The sequence below is a fragment of the Devosia nitrariae genome, from assembly GCF_030160115.1.
Lineage (GTDB): Bacteria > Pseudomonadota > Alphaproteobacteria > Rhizobiales > Devosiaceae > Devosia > Devosia nitrariae.
Window position 1 is genome coordinate 375,243 of record NZ_BSNS01000024.1, and the last position, 16,395, is coordinate 391,637.

Sequence of the window (16,395 nt, forward strand, 5' to 3'; positions counted from 1 at the left end):
TAATTCGGAATGCTTGTTGGGATTGGGGTTCGGAATAGGGCGGCCGACGCTCGAGAAAGGTCTAGAGGGCGTCGTCGCCAAACTCGCCGGTACGGATGCGGATGGCCTGTTCGATCGGGTAGACAAAGATCTTCCCGTCGCCGATGCGCCCGGTCTGGGCCGCATTGCGGATGGCCTCGATCGCCTTTTCGGCGAGATCGTCGGGGCACACAACCTCGACTTTCACCTTAGGCAGGAAATCGACGACATACTCGGCGCCGCGATAGAGTTCCGTGTGGCCTTTCTGGCGGCCGAAACCTTTGGCTTCGGTGACAGTGATGCCCTGCAGGCCGACCTCCTGCAGCGCCTCCTTGACCTCGTCGAGCTTAAAGGGTTTTACGATCGCCTCGATTTTTTTCACGTCTTTCCTCCGCGTGGCTCCTGGGCAGGTACCGATTGGGTGCATGCACGGTCTGTGCCATGCAGTTCCAGTTTGGGAAAATTAACGCCAGTCCATATACTTATACCTGTCACCTTACATTTCAGCTGAATAAGGCCCGCATACCGTTGTCCAAATTTTATGCAGTCGGCTTAATTCGTGAGCAGGATTGCTTCGTCGGCCGCTGAGCATCTGCCGCATCATTAGGCGAGGGGGCATAAAGGCAGGGTTCACAGCCCGTGCACGACCTGCCACAATCATGCTTTGACTGGCCCTCGAACTTGGTTTAGACCCTCGCCAACCCGGCCGACGGGCACTCTTGCGGGTGTGGCGGAACTGGCAGACGCACTGGATTTAGGTTCCAGCGCCGCAAGGCGTGGAGGTTCGACCCCTCTCACCCGCACCAAAAGGGCTCGGCCGCCCGATAATTATGAGAACAAACGGGATTTGAACCGAATGCAGGTTACAGAGACCCTCAACGAGGGCTTGAAGCGTAAACTGAGCGTGACCATTCCTGCCAACGACCTCGTGACGCGCCTCGATGCTAAGCTCGACGAGATCAAAGGCAAGGTCACGATCAAGGGGTTCCGCCCCGGCAAGGTGCCCGCCACTCACCTCAAGAAGGTCTATGGCCGCTCGGCCATGTCCGAGGTGATGCAGGAAGCTATCAACTCGACGGTTTCCAATACGCTCGACGAGCGCGAGGAACGCGCGGCCGCCCAGCCAAAGGTCGACCTGCCGGGCGATCAGTCAGTGATCAATGACGTGCTCGACGGCAAGGCGGACCTCGCCTTCGAGGTCGAGTACGAGGTGCTGCCGCCCGTCAAGCTGATGAACCTCGAGGGTCTCGAGGTCACCAAGCCGGTTGTCGAGGTGAGCCCTGAGGATGTCGAGAAAGAGCTTCAGCGCGTCTTCCGGCAGAACCGAGGCTACGAGGACAAGGGCGATGACGCGGTGGTCGAGGAGGGTGACAATCTCGGCCTCTCCTTCGTCGGCAAGATCGATGGCGAACCCTTCCCGGGCGGCACTTCCGACCATGCCCACCTCGTCGTCGGCTCGGGCGAATTCATTCCGGGCTTCGAAGAGCAGCTCGTCGGGATGAAGAAGGGCGAGACCAAGGAAGTCAAGGTCACGTTCCCCAAAGACTACCAGAATGCAGATCTCGCCGGAAAGAAGGCGACGTTCGACGTAACGATCCTGCATGCGGATGCGCCGCGTGCCGGCGAGCTCAACGACGAGTTCGCCCAGAAGCTGGGTCTCGAGAACCTCGACAAGCTCCGCGAAGCGATCAAGGGGCAGATGGAGAACGCGCTCGTCTCGATGGGCCGCCAGCACATCAAGCGGCAGATCCTCGATCTTCTCGATGAAGGCCACAAGTTCGAGGTGCCGGCCCAGCTCGTCGAGGCCGAGTTCAATCAGATCTGGGAGCGCGTGAAGCACGAGATCGAGCATCACGGCCGCAGCTTCGAGGACGAAGGCACGACCGAGGAAGAGGCGCGCGAGCAGTATCAGAAGATCGCCGAGCGCCGCGTGCGTCTCGGGCTCGTGGTCGCCGAGATCGGCAATGTCAACGAAGTCAACGTGAGCGAGGAGGAGCACCAGCAGGCGCTGATCGCCGAGGTGCGGCGTTTCCCGGGTCAGGAACAGCAGGTCTACGACTACTACCGCAAGAACCCGCAGGCGTTGGCTTCGCTGCGTGCGCCGGTGTTCGAGAACAAAGTGGTCGATTTCATCGCGGAAAAGGCCAAGCAGACCGAAAAGAAGATGACCCGTGAGGAACTGGCCAAGCTGATCCAGTCCGACGACGAGGATGAAGGCCACGATCACGACCATCACCACCACGATCATTAAGATCGCGGGGTCGAATCGAGGGGCCGTCCGGCAGCGGACGGCCCTTTTTGTTTGCGGGTAAGGCAAGGGCCGGCTTGAACCCGCCCGGGGTCCGGCTAAGAGAAGACGATCGAGAGCAGAGCGGATTGCTTGAATGGAGATATCGAGGCTGGCGTTGCTCACTCCCCAGGAGATGGGGCAGGCGGATCATCTGGCCGTAGAGTCGGGCGTCCCATCGATCAGGCTGATGGAGGCGGCGGGGCTTGCCGTGGCAGAAGCGGTGATCGAGCGATACTATCAACGCTCGGTGTTGGTGCTATGCGGGCCGGGCAACAATGGCGGCGACGGGTTCGTTGTCGCCCGCATTCTCAAGGAGCGCGGCTGGCCGGTACAGGTACGGCTCGTGGGTGAACGCGAGGCGTTGCGAGGCGATGCCGCGACTGCGGCCGCGGCCTGGGGCGGGCGCGCCGAGCGGCCGGCCCCGGCTGAAGATCTGCAAGACGCCGACCTTGTTATCGATGCGCTGTTGGGGGCCGGACTCGACCGAGAGATCGAGGGGGAACTCGCAACGCTGATCGCGGCGGTCAATGCTGCCGGCAAGCCCGTCATCAGCATCGACGTGCCGAGCGGGATCGACGGGGCCACAGGGCAGGTGAGGGGCGTTGCAGTTCAGGCGACGGTGACGGTGACGTTCTTTCGTAAGAAACCCGGGCATCTGCTGCTGCCGGGACGGGAGCGCTGCGGAGACCTGGTGCTGGCCGACATCGGCATACCGGACGCGGTCCTCGCCGAAATCGCGCCGCAGACGTGGGAGAACGGGCCCGATCTCTGGTCGATCCCTAAACCCGCGCTCGGCTCGCACAAATACGACAGGGGCCATTGCATCGTGGTCTCGGGTGGTCCCCTCCACACGGGAGCGCCGCGGCTCGCGGCCATCGCTGCGTTGCGGGCCGGCGCCGGTCTGGTGTCACTGGCGGGGGCCCGCGAGGGTCTGCTGGTTCATGCCGCCCATGTCACCTCGATCATGCTGCGTGACGCCGGCGATGCCGCCGCCCTTGCCGATCTCCTCGAAGACACCCGGCTCAACTCCGTCGTCATCGGTCCGGCGACAGGCGTCGGCGAGGAAACACGCGCCAGGACGCTCGCCGTTCTCGCCTCGGGTGCGGCGGCAGTACTCGACGCGGACGCGCTGACGAGTTTCCGGGACGATCCGCAGACGCTGTTCGCAGCAATCGAGGCGCGGCAGCGGCCGGTGGTGCTCACGCCCCACGAGGGTGAATTCACCCGGCTCTTTGCCGTCGACGGGTCCAAGCCGGACCGCGCCTGGTCGGCAGCGCTGAAGGCCGGCGCCATCTTGCTGCTCAAGGGCAACGATACGGTCGTTGCCCATCCGGACGGGCGGGTCGCGATCAACAGCAACGCGCCCGCCTATCTCGGAACGGCCGGGGCCGGGGACGTGCTGGCGGGCATTGTCGCGGGCTTTTTGGCGCAGGGCATGGACGGATTCGAGGCCGCCTGTGCTGCTGTCTGGGTGCACGGGGAGGCGGCGACGCGCTTCGGTAAGCCGGGATTGGTCAGCGAGGACCTGCCGGGTCTGCTGCCGGAAGTGCTGGCTGAGCTCAGCTAGCGCACACCCGCCACCGGCAAACTTGCCATCGCTGCAGAAATGGCTAGTGCATTGTCCAATCAACAGCGCGGAGCAGCCCTTTGACCGACCTGACACTCGACCAGGCTTTCGAGAACATCTACGCCTCCATCAGAGACGACAACCGCGACCTGGACGCGCATATCGCAGCGCTCAAAGCCGTCCTGGCGCGCGAAGGGCTCAAGGAGGCGGTGTTCGAGCCGACCCGCCTGGCGCAGAACAACCGGCAGGGCCGCAAGATGATGCAGGCCTATTTCCGAAAGCGGGGCGTCGTCGTGTCGTTCGCCTCCTGAGCAGAGGAAAGCCGGTAAACCTTGATCGAACACGCCCGGCGATCGGCTATTGAACGGCGCCGCAATGCCGCCTATGTGTCGCTTTACCGCGTGTTGATGCGGTTTCGTCAGCGGTCGGCCAGTCGCGCCGATCGGAATCCAAGGCACGACCTCCGGGGATTGGATGTCCGGCTTCCGGATGAGGGCCGTGCCGCAAACCGAGATGGCCGACCCGCTGATCCGGGGAAGGCAAAAGGGGCATCAGATATATGAAAGATCCCGTCGATCTTTACATGAACACGCTCGTTCCCATGGTGGTCGAGCAGTCCAACAGGGGCGAGCGCGCGTTTGACATCTATTCGCGCCTTTTGCGCGAGCGCATCATTTTCGTGACCGGCGTGGTCGAGGACAACATGGCCTCGCTGATCGTGGCACAGCTGCTTTTCCTTGAGTCGGAAAACCCGAAAAAGGAAATCGCCATGTACATCAACTCGCCGGGCGGCGTGGTGACGGCGGGCCTTTCCGTCTACGACACCATGCAGTTCATCCGTCCGCCGGTAGCCACAATGTGCATGGGGCAGGCGGCATCGATGGGTTCGCTGCTCCTGACCGCGGGGGAGAAGGACATGCGTGCCGCGCTTCCCAATGCCCGGATCATGGTCCATCAGCCCTCCGGCGGCTATCAGGGACAGGTCACCGACATCCTGATCCATGCCAAGGAGGTCGAGGGCCTCAAGCGCCGGCTCAATCAAATCTACGAGAAGCACACCGGTCGCACCTATGACGAGATCGAGACGGCCCTCGAGCGCGACCGATTCATGAGCCCGGACGAAGCCAAGACTTTTGGGCTTATCGATAGCGTCTATGAGAAGCGGGCGGTTCCGGAAGCCAGCTGAGAGTGATGGTTTCCCGCAATCCACAGCGCTGTGCGACTGTGACAATGGTGTAATTGCACCCAGCCGGATCGACCGCTAAGGTCGGTTCGGCTTAGACTTTCTTTAGGCCTCGGGCGTTAGCCTATACGTCAACGTCCGATTTTGGAGGCGCCCCGCCTCCGGGAGTAACAGGATGTCCAAAGAGACAACGAACGGCGAGTCCTCCAAGAATACGCTGTATTGCTCGTTCTGCGGCAAATCACAGCATGAGGTTCGCAAGCTGATCGCCGGTCCGACGGTGTTCATCTGCGATGAATGCGTCGAGCTGTGCATGGACATCATCCGCGAAGAGAACAAGACCTCGATGGTCAAGTCCTCCGATGGCGTGCCGACCCCTTCAGATATCTGCAAGGTACTCGACGATTACGTCATCGGCCAGGGCCGCGCCAAGCGCGTGCTCTCCGTGGCGGTCCACAATCACTACAAGCGCCTGCATCATGCGGCCAAGAACCAGGACGTCGAGCTTTCCAAGTCCAACATCCTGCTGATCGGGCCCACCGGCTCGGGCAAGACGCTGCTGGCGCAAACCCTTGCACGCATTCTTGACGTTCCGTTTACAATGGCGGACGCGACGACGCTGACCGAGGCGGGCTATGTGGGCGAGGATGTCGAGAACATCATCCTGAAGCTCCTGCAGTCGGCGGACTACAATGTCGAGAAGGCGCAGCGCGGCATCGTCTATATCGATGAGGTCGACAAGATCTCGCGCAAATCGGACAACCCCTCGATCACCCGGGACGTCTCGGGGGAGGGTGTACAGCAGGCACTTCTCAAGATCATGGAAGGCACCGTCGCCTCCGTGCCGCCGCAGGGCGGGCGCAAGCATCCGCAGCAGGAGTTCCTGCAGGTCGATACGACCAACATCCTCTTCATCTGCGGCGGCGCCTTTGCGGGGCTCGAGAAGATCATCGCGGCGCGTGGCGAGGGGTCCTCGATTGGTTTCTCGGCCGTGGTCAAGGATCCGCAGGACCGGCGGGTCGGCGAAGTCCTTGCCGACGTCGCGCCCGAAGACCTCGTCAGGTTCGGTCTCATACCCGAGTTCATCGGTCGCTTGCCGGTGCTGGCGACGCTCGAGGATCTCGACATCGGCGCGCTCATTGAAATCCTCACCCAGCCCAAGAACGCGCTGGTGCGCCAGTACCAGCGACTCTTCCAGATGGAGGACGTGGAGCTGACGTTCCACGAGGATGCCTTGAAGGCCATCGCCCAGAAGGCCATCGAGCGCAAGACCGGCGCGCGCGGGCTGCGCTCGATCATGGAAGCCATCCTGCTCGACACCATGTACGACCTGCCTTCGCTCGAGGGCGTCGAAGAAGTGGTGATCTCGGAAGAGGTGGTGAACGGCAAGGACGCGCGGCCGCTCTACATCTACGCCGAGCGCAAGAAGGAAGACATCCAGGCCGGCGCCTGATCGAAGGCGATTTCCGGATCGGATTGGCCGGAGGGCGCCATGCGCCCTCCGGCTTCGTTTTCTAGAGCGGGTTGCGAAAAAAGCCTGTCCCGGACTCGATCCGAGATGGGAAAAATCGCGACGACAAAAAGCTAGAGCACGCCATTTGATTCCATCAAATCGCGTCGCTCTCCAAGGAGCGGCAGATTGGCCGATGCGTTTCCCGAAGAGTTGACGTTGGCGCTGCGCGAGCTCGCCACGGGCCGCTCGCGGCGGACGCTCGCCGCCCGGGCGGGGCACATCTCGGAACAGTATCGCGATCGCGCTCCGTCGACCTGGCACGTGGCGGCGGAGGAAGATACGCTCGCCTATGCGCTCAGCCGCATGCCGGCAACCTATGCGGCCGTCTCCTATGCGCTCTGGCAGGTGGACGCGCTTGTGGACGGCTTTTCGCCCAGGACCCTGCTCGATGCCGGATCGGGGCCTGGTACGGCGAGCTGGGCGGCCTGCGCACTCTGGACGGACATGGCGCAGGTGACCATGCTCGACCATAACGACCGATTCCTCTCGCTGGCCCGGTCGCTGGCGGCCTCGAGCAGCCAACCGGCATTGCGGGAGGCGGGCATCCTGCGGGGAGACGTGACAGCGGCCGAGTGGCACGCCGGGAGCCATGATCTGGTGACACTCGCCTATGCGCTTACCGAACTTCCCGACGATGCGGTCGAGCCGACGGTCCTTCGATTGTGGAACCGGACCGAGGGCGTCCTCGTCATCGTCGAGCCGGGGCGGCCGCACGATTATCGGCGGCTGATGCGGGCACGTGAAGCGCTGGTCCGGGCCGGGGCACGAATCGCGGCGCCCTGTCCTCATGACGAATCTTGCCCGCTGGTGGACCCGGACTGGTGCCATTTCGCCGTGCGCCTGGCGCGCAGCCGTGATCACCAGGCGCTCAAGGGCGCGCGCCTTGGCTACGAGGACGAGAAGTTCAGCTACCTCGTTGCCGTGCGTCCGCACCTTACGGTACGTGGCGGCTGGAGCCGCGTGATCAAGCGGCCGGCGGCGACCAAATTCTCAATGGATATGCAGCTTTGCACCCAAGGCGGACTCGTCGACCGGCAGGTGCTCAAGCGCGACAAGGAGCAGTTCAAAAGAGCTCGCAAACTCGAATGGGGAGATAGGACGGCAGAGCCCGGAGCGTGAGCCAGACGCATGGCTGTTAACCGCACTGTTCACGAAATTCCTACGGGAGTTGACTTGCCTGGCTCATAGGCGAACCTATTTATTAACCGGAATCGGGCCTCGTCTTTATGTTTGGCCCTCTCTAACGGGCGCGCCCCTAGTTTCCTCCCTGGCGCCCGGAAAGGATAAGAGATGTCGGAAACCAATCTGACCGGCGGAGAAATCAGCCGGGATCGGGTCTACCCGGTCCTACCGTTGCGCGACATCGTCGTGTTCCCCGGCATGATCGTGCCGCTGTTTGTTGGACGCGAGAAATCGGTCAAGGCGCTTGAAGAAGTCATGCGCGATGACAAGCACATTCTCGTGGTCACCCAGAAAAATGCGCAGGACGACGATCCGGCGCCCAATGACATTTATTCGACCGGCACCATTGCCACGGTTCTGCAACTCCTCAAGCTTCCGGACGGGACGGTGAAGGTTCTGGTCGAAGGCCTCAACCGTGCGACCATCGACCGCTACCTGCAGACGGACGAATATTTCGAGGCCGAGGCGACTGTCCTCGTCGAGCCCGAGCACGATCCCGTCGAGATCGAGGCGCTGGCGCGCTCAGCCCAGACCGAGTTCGAAAACTACGTCAAGCTCAACAAGAAGATCTCGGCGGAGGTCGTCGCCGCGGTCCAGCAGATCGACAGCCACAGCAAGCTCGCCGATACCATCGCGAGCCACCTGGTGGTCAAAATCAGCGAGAAGGAAGATCTCCTCTCGACCGTGTCGCTTGCCGACCGCTTCACCAAGATTCTAGGCCTGATGGAAGGCGAGATCGGCGTGCTGCAGGTCGAAAAGCGCATCCGTTCGCGCGTGAAGCGGCAGATGGAGAAAACGCAGCGCGAGTACTACCTCAACGAGCAGATGAAGGCCATCCAGCGTGAGCTGGGCGATGGCGAGGAAGGCTCCAACGAGGTCGCCGAGCTCGAAGAGCGCATCAAGAAGACCAAGCTCTCCAAGGAAGCCCGGCAGAAGGCCGAAGGCGAGTTGAAGAAGCTGCGCGCCATGAGCCCGATGTCGGCTGAAGCGACGGTCGTGCGAAATTATCTCGACACGCTTCTCAGCCTGCCCTGGGGCAAGAAGTCCAAGATCAAGCGCGACCTCGAGCATGCCGAGACGGTGCTCAACGCCGACCATTATGGTCTCGAAAAGGTCAAGGAACGCATTCTCGAGTACCTGGCGGTGCAGTCCCGCACCGGCAAGCTCAAGGGTCCGATCCTCTGCCTTGTGGGCCCTCCGGGCGTCGGCAAGACCTCGCTTGGCAAGTCGCTCGCCAAGGCCACGGGTCGCGAGTTCGTGCGCATGGCCCTGGGTGGCGTGCGCGACGAGGCCGAGATCCGCGGTCACCGGCGCACCTACATCGGCTCAATGCCCGGCAAGGTGATCCAGTCCCTGAAGAAGGCCGGCAAATCCAACCCGCTGTTCCTCCTCGACGAGATCGACAAGATGGGCCAGGACTTCCGGGGCGACCCGAGTTCGGCGCTTCTCGAGGTGCTCGATCCCGAGCAGAACCACACGTTCAACGATCACTATCTCGAGGTCGACTACGACCTGTCGGACGTGATGTTCGTGACGACCTCGAATACGCTGAACATCCCCGGCCCGCTGATGGACCGGATGGAGATCATCCGCCTTTCCGGCTACACCGAAGAGGAAAAGCGCGAGATCGCGCTGCATCACCTGATCCCCGAGACGCTTGCCGAGAATGGGCTCAGCGCCAAGGAGTTCGTGCTCTCCAACGAGATGCTGACCAAGGTGATCCAGCAATATACCCGCGAGGCGGGGGTGCGGAATCTCAAGCGCGAGGTCTCCAAGCTCATGCGCAAGGCCGTCGCCGAGATCATGAGGACCAAGGTCGACAAGATCGAGATCGATGAGGAGCGGTTGGCCAAGTATCTCGGACCGGCGGTATTCAAGCACGGCGAGATCGAGGCAGAAGCTCAGGTCGGGCTGGTCACGGGCCTTGCCTGGACGTCGGTGGGCGGCGAGCTCCTGACTATCGAGGGGGTGATGACGCCGGGCAAGGGCCGTATGGGCGTCACTGGCAACCTCAAGGAAGTGATGAAGGAATCGATCACCGCCGCGATGGCCTATGTGCGCTCGCGCTCGATTGATTTCGGTATCAAGCCGCCCATGTTCGACACGCGCGACATCCACGTCCACGTGCCGGAAGGCGCAACGCCCAAGGACGGTCCGTCGGCGGGCATCGCCATGGCCACGGCCATCATCTCGGTGATGACGGGCATACCGGTGCGCAATGATGTCGCCATGACTGGCGAGATCACGCTGCGGGGCAGGGTGCTGCCGATCGGCGGCCTCAAGGAGAAGCTCCTGGCCGCGCTGCGTGGCGGCATCAAGACGGTGCTGATCCCGGAAGAGAACGTGCGCGATCTCGCCGAGATTCCGGACATCGTCAAGGAAGGCATGGAAATCGTTCCTGTCAGCCGCATGGACGAGGTGGTCAAGCACGCGCTGGTTCACCAACCCGAGGCGATCGAGTGGAACTTCGATGAGAAGCCCGCGGTCTCGTCCAGCATCGAGCCGACCGACGAGGCAACCGCCGGACTGCCGCACTGACGTCACTTTTCCTGCGAACCAACGGAACGGCGCCCTCGGGCGCCGTTTTTCGTTTGGACAAGTATGTGGGTGGGGTGTGGCTCCTTACGTTACGTTTCCCAGCGCTCCTGTCGAAATCTGTCGGTTGCCGCCGTCATAAGGGCAGCCAGACCGTGGTCGTGGTTGTCGGGAACAAAGCAGGTACGTCTACTTGTAACGCGCGCGTGAAGCAGCTACATCGATGTGCCTGTCCAAGGCCATGGCGGCCCCGCATAACGGAGTTCACCGGTGCACAAGCCGCTCCTCGTCATCCTGACCGCCGTGACGCTCGATGCCATCGGCATCGGTCTCATCTTTCCGATCTTGCCCGCGCTGCTGCGCGAAGTCGGGCACATCACCGAGACGGCGACGATGCTTGGGGTGATGCTGGCGCTCTATTCGGCGTGCCAGTTCCTGTTCTCGCCCGTGCTCGGGGTCCTCAGCGATCGATTCGGACGGCGTCCCGTACTGCTCGTATCACTGGCGGGTGCGGCAATAGACTATCTTATCATGGCGCTTGCACCCGATCTCTGGCTCCTGGTGCTCGGGCGCGCCATCGCCGGCGTCACCAGCGCCAACATGGCCGTTGCCACCGCATATATCACCGACATCTCGAGCGAGGAGGAACGCGCCCGGCGCTTCGGCCTCTTCCACGCCATGTTCGGCATCGGCTTCATCATCGGTCCGGTTCTCGGGGGTGTGCTCGGCGACATCTGGGTGCGCGCGCCGTTCATTGCGGCGGCGTGCCTCAATGCCCTCAACTTCGCGCTGGCCCTCTTCGTGCTGCCGGAATCACGACCGGGTCAGCCGGGCGCGAGATTCGATCTCGATGCCCTCAATCCCTTCAAGCCGCTCAGATGGGCACTGACTTTTGCGGCACTCATTCCGCTGATGGCGATCTTCGTCATCATGAACTTCGTCGGCACCATGTACGGCACCGTCTGGGCAATCTTCGGAGAAGACAGCTTCCAATGGACCGGCATGATGATCGGTTTGTCGCTTGGCGCCTATGGTGTCTGCCATGCGGGCGCCCAGGCGTTCCTTACGGGTCCAGCAGTGGCGCGGCTGGGCGAACGCTGGGCGCTGGTGACCGGCCTGGGCTGTGAAATAGCGGCGCTGGTCATTCTGGCTTTTGCCGGACAGGGTTGGGTCGTCTTTGCGGTGATGCCGCTGTTCGCGCTTGGCGGCATCGGCATACCCGCGCTTCAATCGCTCGCCACCCGGCAGGTCGGCAGCGACAAGCAAGGTCAGCTTCAGGGTGTGCTCGCCAGCCTCGTCAGCCTTTCGGCAATCTTCGGCCCGGTGTTCTTCAGCCTCGCCTATTCGACCATCGGCGACGGCTGGCCGGGGTTGATCTGGATCGTTGGGGCGGGACTCTATCTGCTCGCGTTGCCGCTGATGCTCGGAATCCGTACCCGGTCGGTTGCCGCGGCGGCTGCCGAGTAGTTTTTACGCCCGCGGCAGGAAATGCCCGGAAAACCGGGAAAGACGCCGATTCGGCCTTGCGGGATCGGATTTTGCCGTTCATTAACAACTTTCCGCCGCTCAGCGGTCCGAAACGCCCGGAAATCCTTGCCTTTGGTGCAGAATCGACAAAGGGTTCTCGCGTTTTGGTTCGCCGCCGCAGGCGGGCTTTCACTGTGAGGATACGCTATGAACAAGAACGATCTGGTTGGCGTCGTTGCCGACAAGGCCACGATAACCAAGGCACAGGCGGCCGAAGCTGTTGACGCAGTGTTCGAAGCCATCACCGGTGCCCTCAAGAACGGCGATGAAGTGCGCCTGGTCGGTTTCGGCACCTTCGCCGTTTCCCAGCGCAAAGCCTCCACCGGCCGCAATCCCGCGACTGGCGCCGAGATTCAGATTCCGGCTTCCAATCAGGCCAAGTTCAAGCCCGGCAAGGGCCTGAAGGACTCGATCAACTAAGATCGCATTGGTCGCGATCTCGCCTTCGGCCCCGAGCGCTTCCGCGCCGGGGCCTTATTTTTTCTGCGCAAGGCGGGCAGGGCCTGCCGCAATCTCAGGTTGACGCAACCGGGTCGAATGCCTAATCAGTGCGCCACTCCCTGCGGGACCATGGTCCCGGTTCAGGCGGGCGATTAGCTCAGTTGGTAGAGCGCCTCGCTTACACCGAGGATGTCGGCAGTTCGAGCCTGTCATCGCCCACCATCCTTCCCGGCGCGCGGCAGTTCGGCCAGGGCCAGTCATTTCCGCGCCATATCTCACGCGACGCAGCCCCAGTCACCTGCCATCGAAGTGGCCTGAGCGATCTCCTCGGCCCAGACTTTCCACATGCGCTGTGGGGTTCACAAGTTTGTCGCGGCTTGTCTGTTTTCGGCGCTTGACTTGCCCGGAGAGCGCCGATACACGAAGCCCACGTCGCGGGCATGACCTGCTTGCGCGGGAGTAGCTCAGTTGGTTAGAGCGCCGGCCTGTCACGCCGGAGGTCGCGGGTTCGAGCCCCGTCTCTCGCGCCATTTCCTTCCAGACATTGCGATCGAGCGGCGGCGTCGTATCCTCTTGCCGTATGGCTGCATCAAGCCTAACTAGGCTTCATGACCCTTGCGCGCCAGAAGATCGTCGCCTTTACCGGCAACACCCGCCGCCCTTCGCGCTCGCTCAACCTTGCCGAGGCCATCGCCAGGCGCATCCAGGCGCACATGGATGCTGATTATCTGCATGTGGATGTGCTTAGCGCCGGGCCCGGGCTTGGAGCCGCTCTCACCCGCCAGCAACTTACGCCCGAGGCGCTTGCGGTCGTTGAAGCCGTGGAGGAGGCGGATATCCTCATTGCAGTCAGCCCGGTCTACAAGGGATCCTATACCGGGCTCTTCAAGCACCTGTTCGACTTCGTCGATATGGACGCGCTCATCGGACGGCCGGTGGTGGTCGGAGCGACCGGCGGCGGTCCGCGGCACTCGCTGGTCGTCGAGCATCAGATGCGGCCGCTTTTCGGCTTCTTTTCGGCGTTGACCATTCCGACGGCAGTCTATGCCGAAGACGCCAGCTTCGAGGACGACCGACTCGCCGATCCCGCTGTTCTTGCTCGAGTCGAAGCGGCTGCCATCCAGTGCGCGCAGCTGGCTGAGGCTATCGGCGGCCGGCGGCGGCGCGGTGGCCGTGCAGACGAACCCGAAAGCGGCCGGATCATTCCGCTCAAGGGATGAGGCCGGGCAGGGCGGAGTCCCTGGAGCGCGGTGCGATCTGGTGGAAGCAGATCGCGTGCTCCAGCTTTTTGTTGTCGCGGGACTTTTCGCGACTAGCGGTTCCCACCATCGGCTATAGTGGCCTTGTTTTGGCCCGCTCCCTGGCCAATTTTGTCCTCATAACCTTGTGAGAATTGACCTGTTGGCGCGAGACCATGACCTGTGCCAACATCCGATGGGACTTGAAGCCGGCTCGGCCATCTGCGGGCACTTGAGGCGGCGGCAAGAGGGATTGCAATGCAACGGATCGCGAGAGCCCTGCTTGTTGTTTTCGCCGTCGTCCTGCCGAGCGGCGGGGCAATGGGCAGCGACATCCTGACTGTCTCGACGTCGTCCGCTCCGGTTGCAGGCCTGCCCGTGCACGATGACTCCGGCTTCGACTGGTCGGGTTTTTATGCCGAGGTCTTCGGAACCGTCCAGCGGGGTGACGAGAGCGGCACTCAATACGGTCTCGGCATCGGGGCGGGCGTCAACGCTGCCTTCGACTTCTATCTCCTCGGGGCGGAAGTCACAGTCCAGGGAGTTGCCGGAGACGTCGGCGAGACCAGCTATGGACAGATTCTCGGGCGCGCCGGCCTCATCGTCAACGACGACGTTGCCGTCTACGCGGCAGGAGGCTACGGCATCGATCTCGGAGTACCCGATGAAGAGGACTACCTCATAGGGGCGGGCGTCGAACTGGTCATTACCGACAGCATTTCGCTGCGCGCCCAATATCTGCACGGCTTCCCGGCCGAGGGTGGAAACGACAGGAATCAGTTCACCCTGGGGGCCGCCTACCACTTCTAAAGCATGGTCTGCGATTCGAAGGGTTTGGGGCTCAACAACCCCTGCGGACCGGGAATCTAGGCGCAATTTTAGTCAATTATGTCTCAAATTGGGCCAGTAGCGCGGCGTTCGCGCAACACTCACCCTCAAATGGTCATCAATTCTTATCCGCACTGCCCAATTTGGGTTTGAACGGGGTTGTCACAAGTGTGGGGCTGATGCATTTATCAGTCCGACTACGGTTAACTCTATAGGAGTGCAAGATATGTTTGTACGTTCGCTCACCCTCGGTGTCGCCGCTGTGGCGCTGATGGCTTCGGGAGCTCAGGCTGCCGATCTTTTCGTCCCGACCACCCCGGAGCCGGTCTACACCGCTCCTTCTTCTGCCTTTAGCTGGGAAGGCCTCTACACCGGCGTCGAGCTGGGTGGTTTCTTCTTTGACGACGCCCTCGCGCCTATTGAGGGCGAGACCTTTGGCGTCGTCGGCGGCGTCGTCGGTGCCAACTTCATCCCGATGGACCCGATCCTCGTCGGTGTTGAAATCCAGGCTGACTACATCTTCGGCAACGACCAGGATGCAGCTCTCGTTCTCGCGCTCGGCCGCGTCGGCGCCGTCGTGACCGATCAGGTTCTCGTCTACGCTGCGGGTGGTGTTGGTTCCATCTTCGGCGACGACGAGAGCGAGATGGTCTACGCTCTCGGTGCTGGTGTCGAATTCGCCGTCACCCAGAATGTCTCGCTGCGTGGCGAGGTTCTCGGTATCGGCGACTTCGAAGATGCCGATCCCCCGATGGTGTCGGACGACGACTTCTTCGACGCCGCCAAGGCGACTGTTGGCGTGTTCTACCACTTCTAAGCGGCGACACGACAATCGATCCGGGCTTACGAGCCAGGATCACCGTCTTGCAACTCAATTCGGCGAACCGGCAACGGTTCGCCGTTTTGGTTGAACAAAAAAGCCTCGCTCCCGCGGGGCTTTTTTGTGTTCTCAGCAGCGCTTGTGGAACATGCCGATCGCCAAATAGCTGATGTTTGGGGTCATATTTTCTTTCCCTTGAAACCAGCATGGGGAAGGTATAGGCCCTACCCATCAACTTCGCGTCGGTGCGCGGGCCCCAATCGCCTGTGTGCCCGCGCGGCCCGGCCGCCAGGCCGGTACGGAACACAGGCTGCCGCATGACCGATTTGCTCAGCGACTATTTGCCGATCGTAGTCTTTATAGGACTGGCCGGCGTCATTGGCTTGGCGCTTCTCGCCGCTCCTTTCCTCATCGCCGTCAAGCGCCCCGATCCCGAGAAAGTCTCGGCGTTCGAGGCGGGTTTCGATGCCTTCGATGACGCGCGCATGCGGGTGGACGTGCGATACTATCTGGTCTCGATCCTCTTCATCATCTTCGACCTCGAGGTCGCCTTCCTCTTCCCCTGGGCTGTGGCCTTCAGGGACGTGGGCTGGTTCGGCTTCTGGTCAATGATCATCTTCCTCGGGGTGCTGACGGTCGGTTTCATCTACGAGTGGCGCAAAGGAGCTCTGGAATGGGAGTGAGCCAAGACAACGTGCTGGTCGCGCCGCGCCCGACCGGCGCGACCGATCCGCGCACAGGCAGGGTACTGGGTGCGGACGATCCGTTCTTTTCGGGCGTCAGTGACGAATTGGCCGACAAGGGCTTTCTCGTTACCACCGCCTCTCAGCTCATCACTTGGGCCCGCACCGGCTCACTGATGTGGATGCAGACCGGCCTTGCATGTTGCGCGGTCGAGATGATGCAGATGTCGATGCCTCGCTACGACATCGAGCGGTTCGGCACGGCACCGCGCGCATCGCCGCGTCAGTCGGATGTGCTGATCGTGGCGGGCACGCTGACCAACAAGATGGCGCCGGCGCTGCGCAAGGTCTATGACCAGATGCCCGAACCGCGCTACGTCATCTCCATGGGCAGCTGCGCAAACGGGGGTGGTTACTACCACTATTCCTACTCGGTCGTGCGCGGGTGCGACCGCGTCCTGCCCGTCGACATTTACGTGCCAGGCTGCCCGCCGACGGCAGAGGCACTGCTTTACGGCATCCTTCTCCTGCAAAAGAAGATTCGCCGCGACGGCACCATCGAGAGATAGG

The 16,395-nt window shown here is 62.2% G+C and carries 15 protein-coding genes and 3 tRNA genes; 17 read left to right on the top strand and 1 reads right to left on the bottom strand.

Annotation, left to right across the window (positions count from 1 at the left end; genetic code table 11):
* Positions 1-61 precede the first annotated feature (61 nt).
* On the bottom strand, positions 62-400 hold the full coding sequence (locus tag QQK18_RS24850) for a P-II family nitrogen regulator (RefSeq protein WP_046110169.1): 339 nt from the start codon (positions 398-400) through the stop codon (positions 62-64).
* A 339-nt stretch (positions 401-739) separates the two neighbouring features.
* On the opposite strand from QQK18_RS24850, the gene QQK18_RS24855 reads away from it, so the two are divergent.
* From QQK18_RS24855 to QQK18_RS24935, 17 genes are all read left to right on the top strand, one after another.
* Positions 740-824: transfer RNA gene (locus QQK18_RS24855), tRNA-Leu, on the top strand.
* A gap of 50 nt (positions 825-874) precedes the next feature.
* A complete protein-coding gene (gene tig, locus QQK18_RS24860; RefSeq protein ID WP_284343085.1) occupies positions 875-2,269 on the top strand; it encodes a trigger factor in 1,395 nt (464 codons plus the stop codon).
* Positions 2,270-2,402: 133 nt separating this feature from the next.
* Positions 2,403-3,875, top strand: coding sequence for an NAD(P)H-hydrate dehydratase (locus QQK18_RS24865; RefSeq protein ID WP_284343086.1), 1,473 nt, complete (start codon positions 2,403-2,405; stop codon positions 3,873-3,875).
* 80 nt (positions 3,876-3,955) lie between these two features.
* Positions 3,956-4,186: a hypothetical protein gene (locus tag QQK18_RS24870; protein ID WP_284343087.1), complete on the top strand. Its 231-nt coding sequence runs from the start codon at positions 3,956-3,958 to the stop codon at positions 4,184-4,186.
* A gap of 248 nt (positions 4,187-4,434) precedes the next feature.
* On the top strand, positions 4,435-5,061 hold the full coding sequence (locus tag QQK18_RS24875) for an ATP-dependent Clp protease proteolytic subunit (protein WP_284343088.1): 627 nt from the start codon (positions 4,435-4,437) through the stop codon (positions 5,059-5,061).
* A 172-nt stretch (positions 5,062-5,233) separates the two neighbouring features.
* Complete coding sequence (gene clpX / locus QQK18_RS24880) at positions 5,234-6,511, top strand: ATP-dependent Clp protease ATP-binding subunit ClpX (RefSeq protein WP_284343089.1); 1,278 nt, start codon at positions 5,234-5,236, stop codon at positions 6,509-6,511.
* 186 nt (positions 6,512-6,697) lie between these two features.
* Positions 6,698-7,690 carry a small ribosomal subunit Rsm22 family protein gene (locus QQK18_RS24885; protein WP_284343090.1) on the top strand — a complete coding sequence of 331 codons (993 nt, stop codon included), beginning with the start codon at positions 6,698-6,700 and terminating at the stop codon, positions 7,688-7,690.
* 171 nt (positions 7,691-7,861) lie between these two features.
* Entirely contained in the window at positions 7,862-10,291 is a 2,430-nt protein-coding gene (gene lon, locus QQK18_RS24890; RefSeq protein ID WP_284343091.1) for an endopeptidase La, read from the top strand.
* A 267-nt stretch (positions 10,292-10,558) separates the two neighbouring features.
* Positions 10,559-11,755 carry a TCR/Tet family MFS transporter gene (locus QQK18_RS24895; protein WP_284343092.1) on the top strand — a complete coding sequence of 399 codons (1,197 nt, stop codon included), beginning with the start codon at positions 10,559-10,561 and terminating at the stop codon, positions 11,753-11,755.
* A 207-nt stretch (positions 11,756-11,962) separates the two neighbouring features.
* Positions 11,963-12,235 (top strand): HU family DNA-binding protein, encoded by a 273-nt coding sequence (locus QQK18_RS24900; protein WP_284343093.1) that lies wholly within the window; start codon positions 11,963-11,965, stop codon positions 12,233-12,235.
* Positions 12,236-12,402: 167 nt separating this feature from the next.
* Positions 12,403-12,478: transfer RNA gene (locus QQK18_RS24905), tRNA-Val, on the top strand.
* Positions 12,479-12,709: 231 nt separating this feature from the next.
* Positions 12,710-12,786: transfer RNA gene (locus QQK18_RS24910), tRNA-Asp, on the top strand.
* Positions 12,787-12,864: 78 nt separating this feature from the next.
* Entirely contained in the window at positions 12,865-13,476 is a 612-nt protein-coding gene (msuE, locus tag QQK18_RS24915; RefSeq protein ID WP_284343094.1) for an FMN reductase, read from the top strand.
* Between the two features lie 276 nt (positions 13,477-13,752).
* A complete protein-coding gene (locus tag QQK18_RS24920) occupies positions 13,753-14,304 on the top strand; it encodes an outer membrane protein (protein ID WP_284343095.1) in 552 nt (183 codons plus the stop codon).
* Between the two features lie 244 nt (positions 14,305-14,548).
* Positions 14,549-15,139: an outer membrane protein gene (locus tag QQK18_RS24925; RefSeq protein ID WP_284343096.1), complete on the top strand. Its 591-nt coding sequence runs from the start codon at positions 14,549-14,551 to the stop codon at positions 15,137-15,139.
* 320 nt (positions 15,140-15,459) lie between these two features.
* The gene (locus tag QQK18_RS24930; RefSeq protein ID WP_284343097.1) at positions 15,460-15,825 is read left to right on the top strand and encodes an NADH-quinone oxidoreductase subunit A; all 366 of its coding nucleotides are present in this window, start codon (positions 15,460-15,462) and stop codon (positions 15,823-15,825) included.
* On the top strand, positions 15,816-16,394 hold the full coding sequence (locus QQK18_RS24935; RefSeq protein ID WP_284343098.1) for a NuoB/complex I 20 kDa subunit family protein: 579 nt from the start codon (positions 15,816-15,818) through the stop codon (positions 16,392-16,394). Before QQK18_RS24930 ends, QQK18_RS24935 begins: the two co-directional genes overlap by 10 nt.
* Position 16,395 lies beyond the last annotated feature (1 nt).

Coding starts and splice junctions, on each gene's coding strand:
- tig (WP_284343085.1), top strand. CDS start 875: ATGCAGGTTACAGAGACCCTCAACGAGGGCTTGAAGCGTAAACTGAGC.
- QQK18_RS24865 (WP_284343086.1), top strand. CDS start 2,403: ATGGAGATATCGAGGCTGGCGTTGCTCACTCCCCAGGAGATGGGGCAG.
- QQK18_RS24875 (WP_284343088.1), top strand. CDS start 4,435: ATGAAAGATCCCGTCGATCTTTACATGAACACGCTCGTTCCCATGGTG.
- clpX (WP_284343089.1), top strand. CDS start 5,234: ATGTCCAAAGAGACAACGAACGGCGAGTCCTCCAAGAATACGCTGTAT.
- lon (WP_284343091.1), top strand. CDS start 7,862: ATGTCGGAAACCAATCTGACCGGCGGAGAAATCAGCCGGGATCGGGTC.
- QQK18_RS24900 (WP_284343093.1), top strand. CDS start 11,963: ATGAACAAGAACGATCTGGTTGGCGTCGTTGCCGACAAGGCCACGATA.
- msuE (WP_284343094.1), top strand. CDS start 12,865: ATGACCCTTGCGCGCCAGAAGATCGTCGCCTTTACCGGCAACACCCGC.
- QQK18_RS24920 (WP_284343095.1), top strand. CDS start 13,753: ATGCAACGGATCGCGAGAGCCCTGCTTGTTGTTTTCGCCGTCGTCCTG.
- QQK18_RS24925 (WP_284343096.1), top strand. CDS start 14,549: ATGTTTGTACGTTCGCTCACCCTCGGTGTCGCCGCTGTGGCGCTGATG.
- QQK18_RS24930 (WP_284343097.1), top strand. CDS start 15,460: ATGACCGATTTGCTCAGCGACTATTTGCCGATCGTAGTCTTTATAGGA.
- QQK18_RS24935 (WP_284343098.1), top strand. CDS start 15,816: ATGGGAGTGAGCCAAGACAACGTGCTGGTCGCGCCGCGCCCGACCGGC.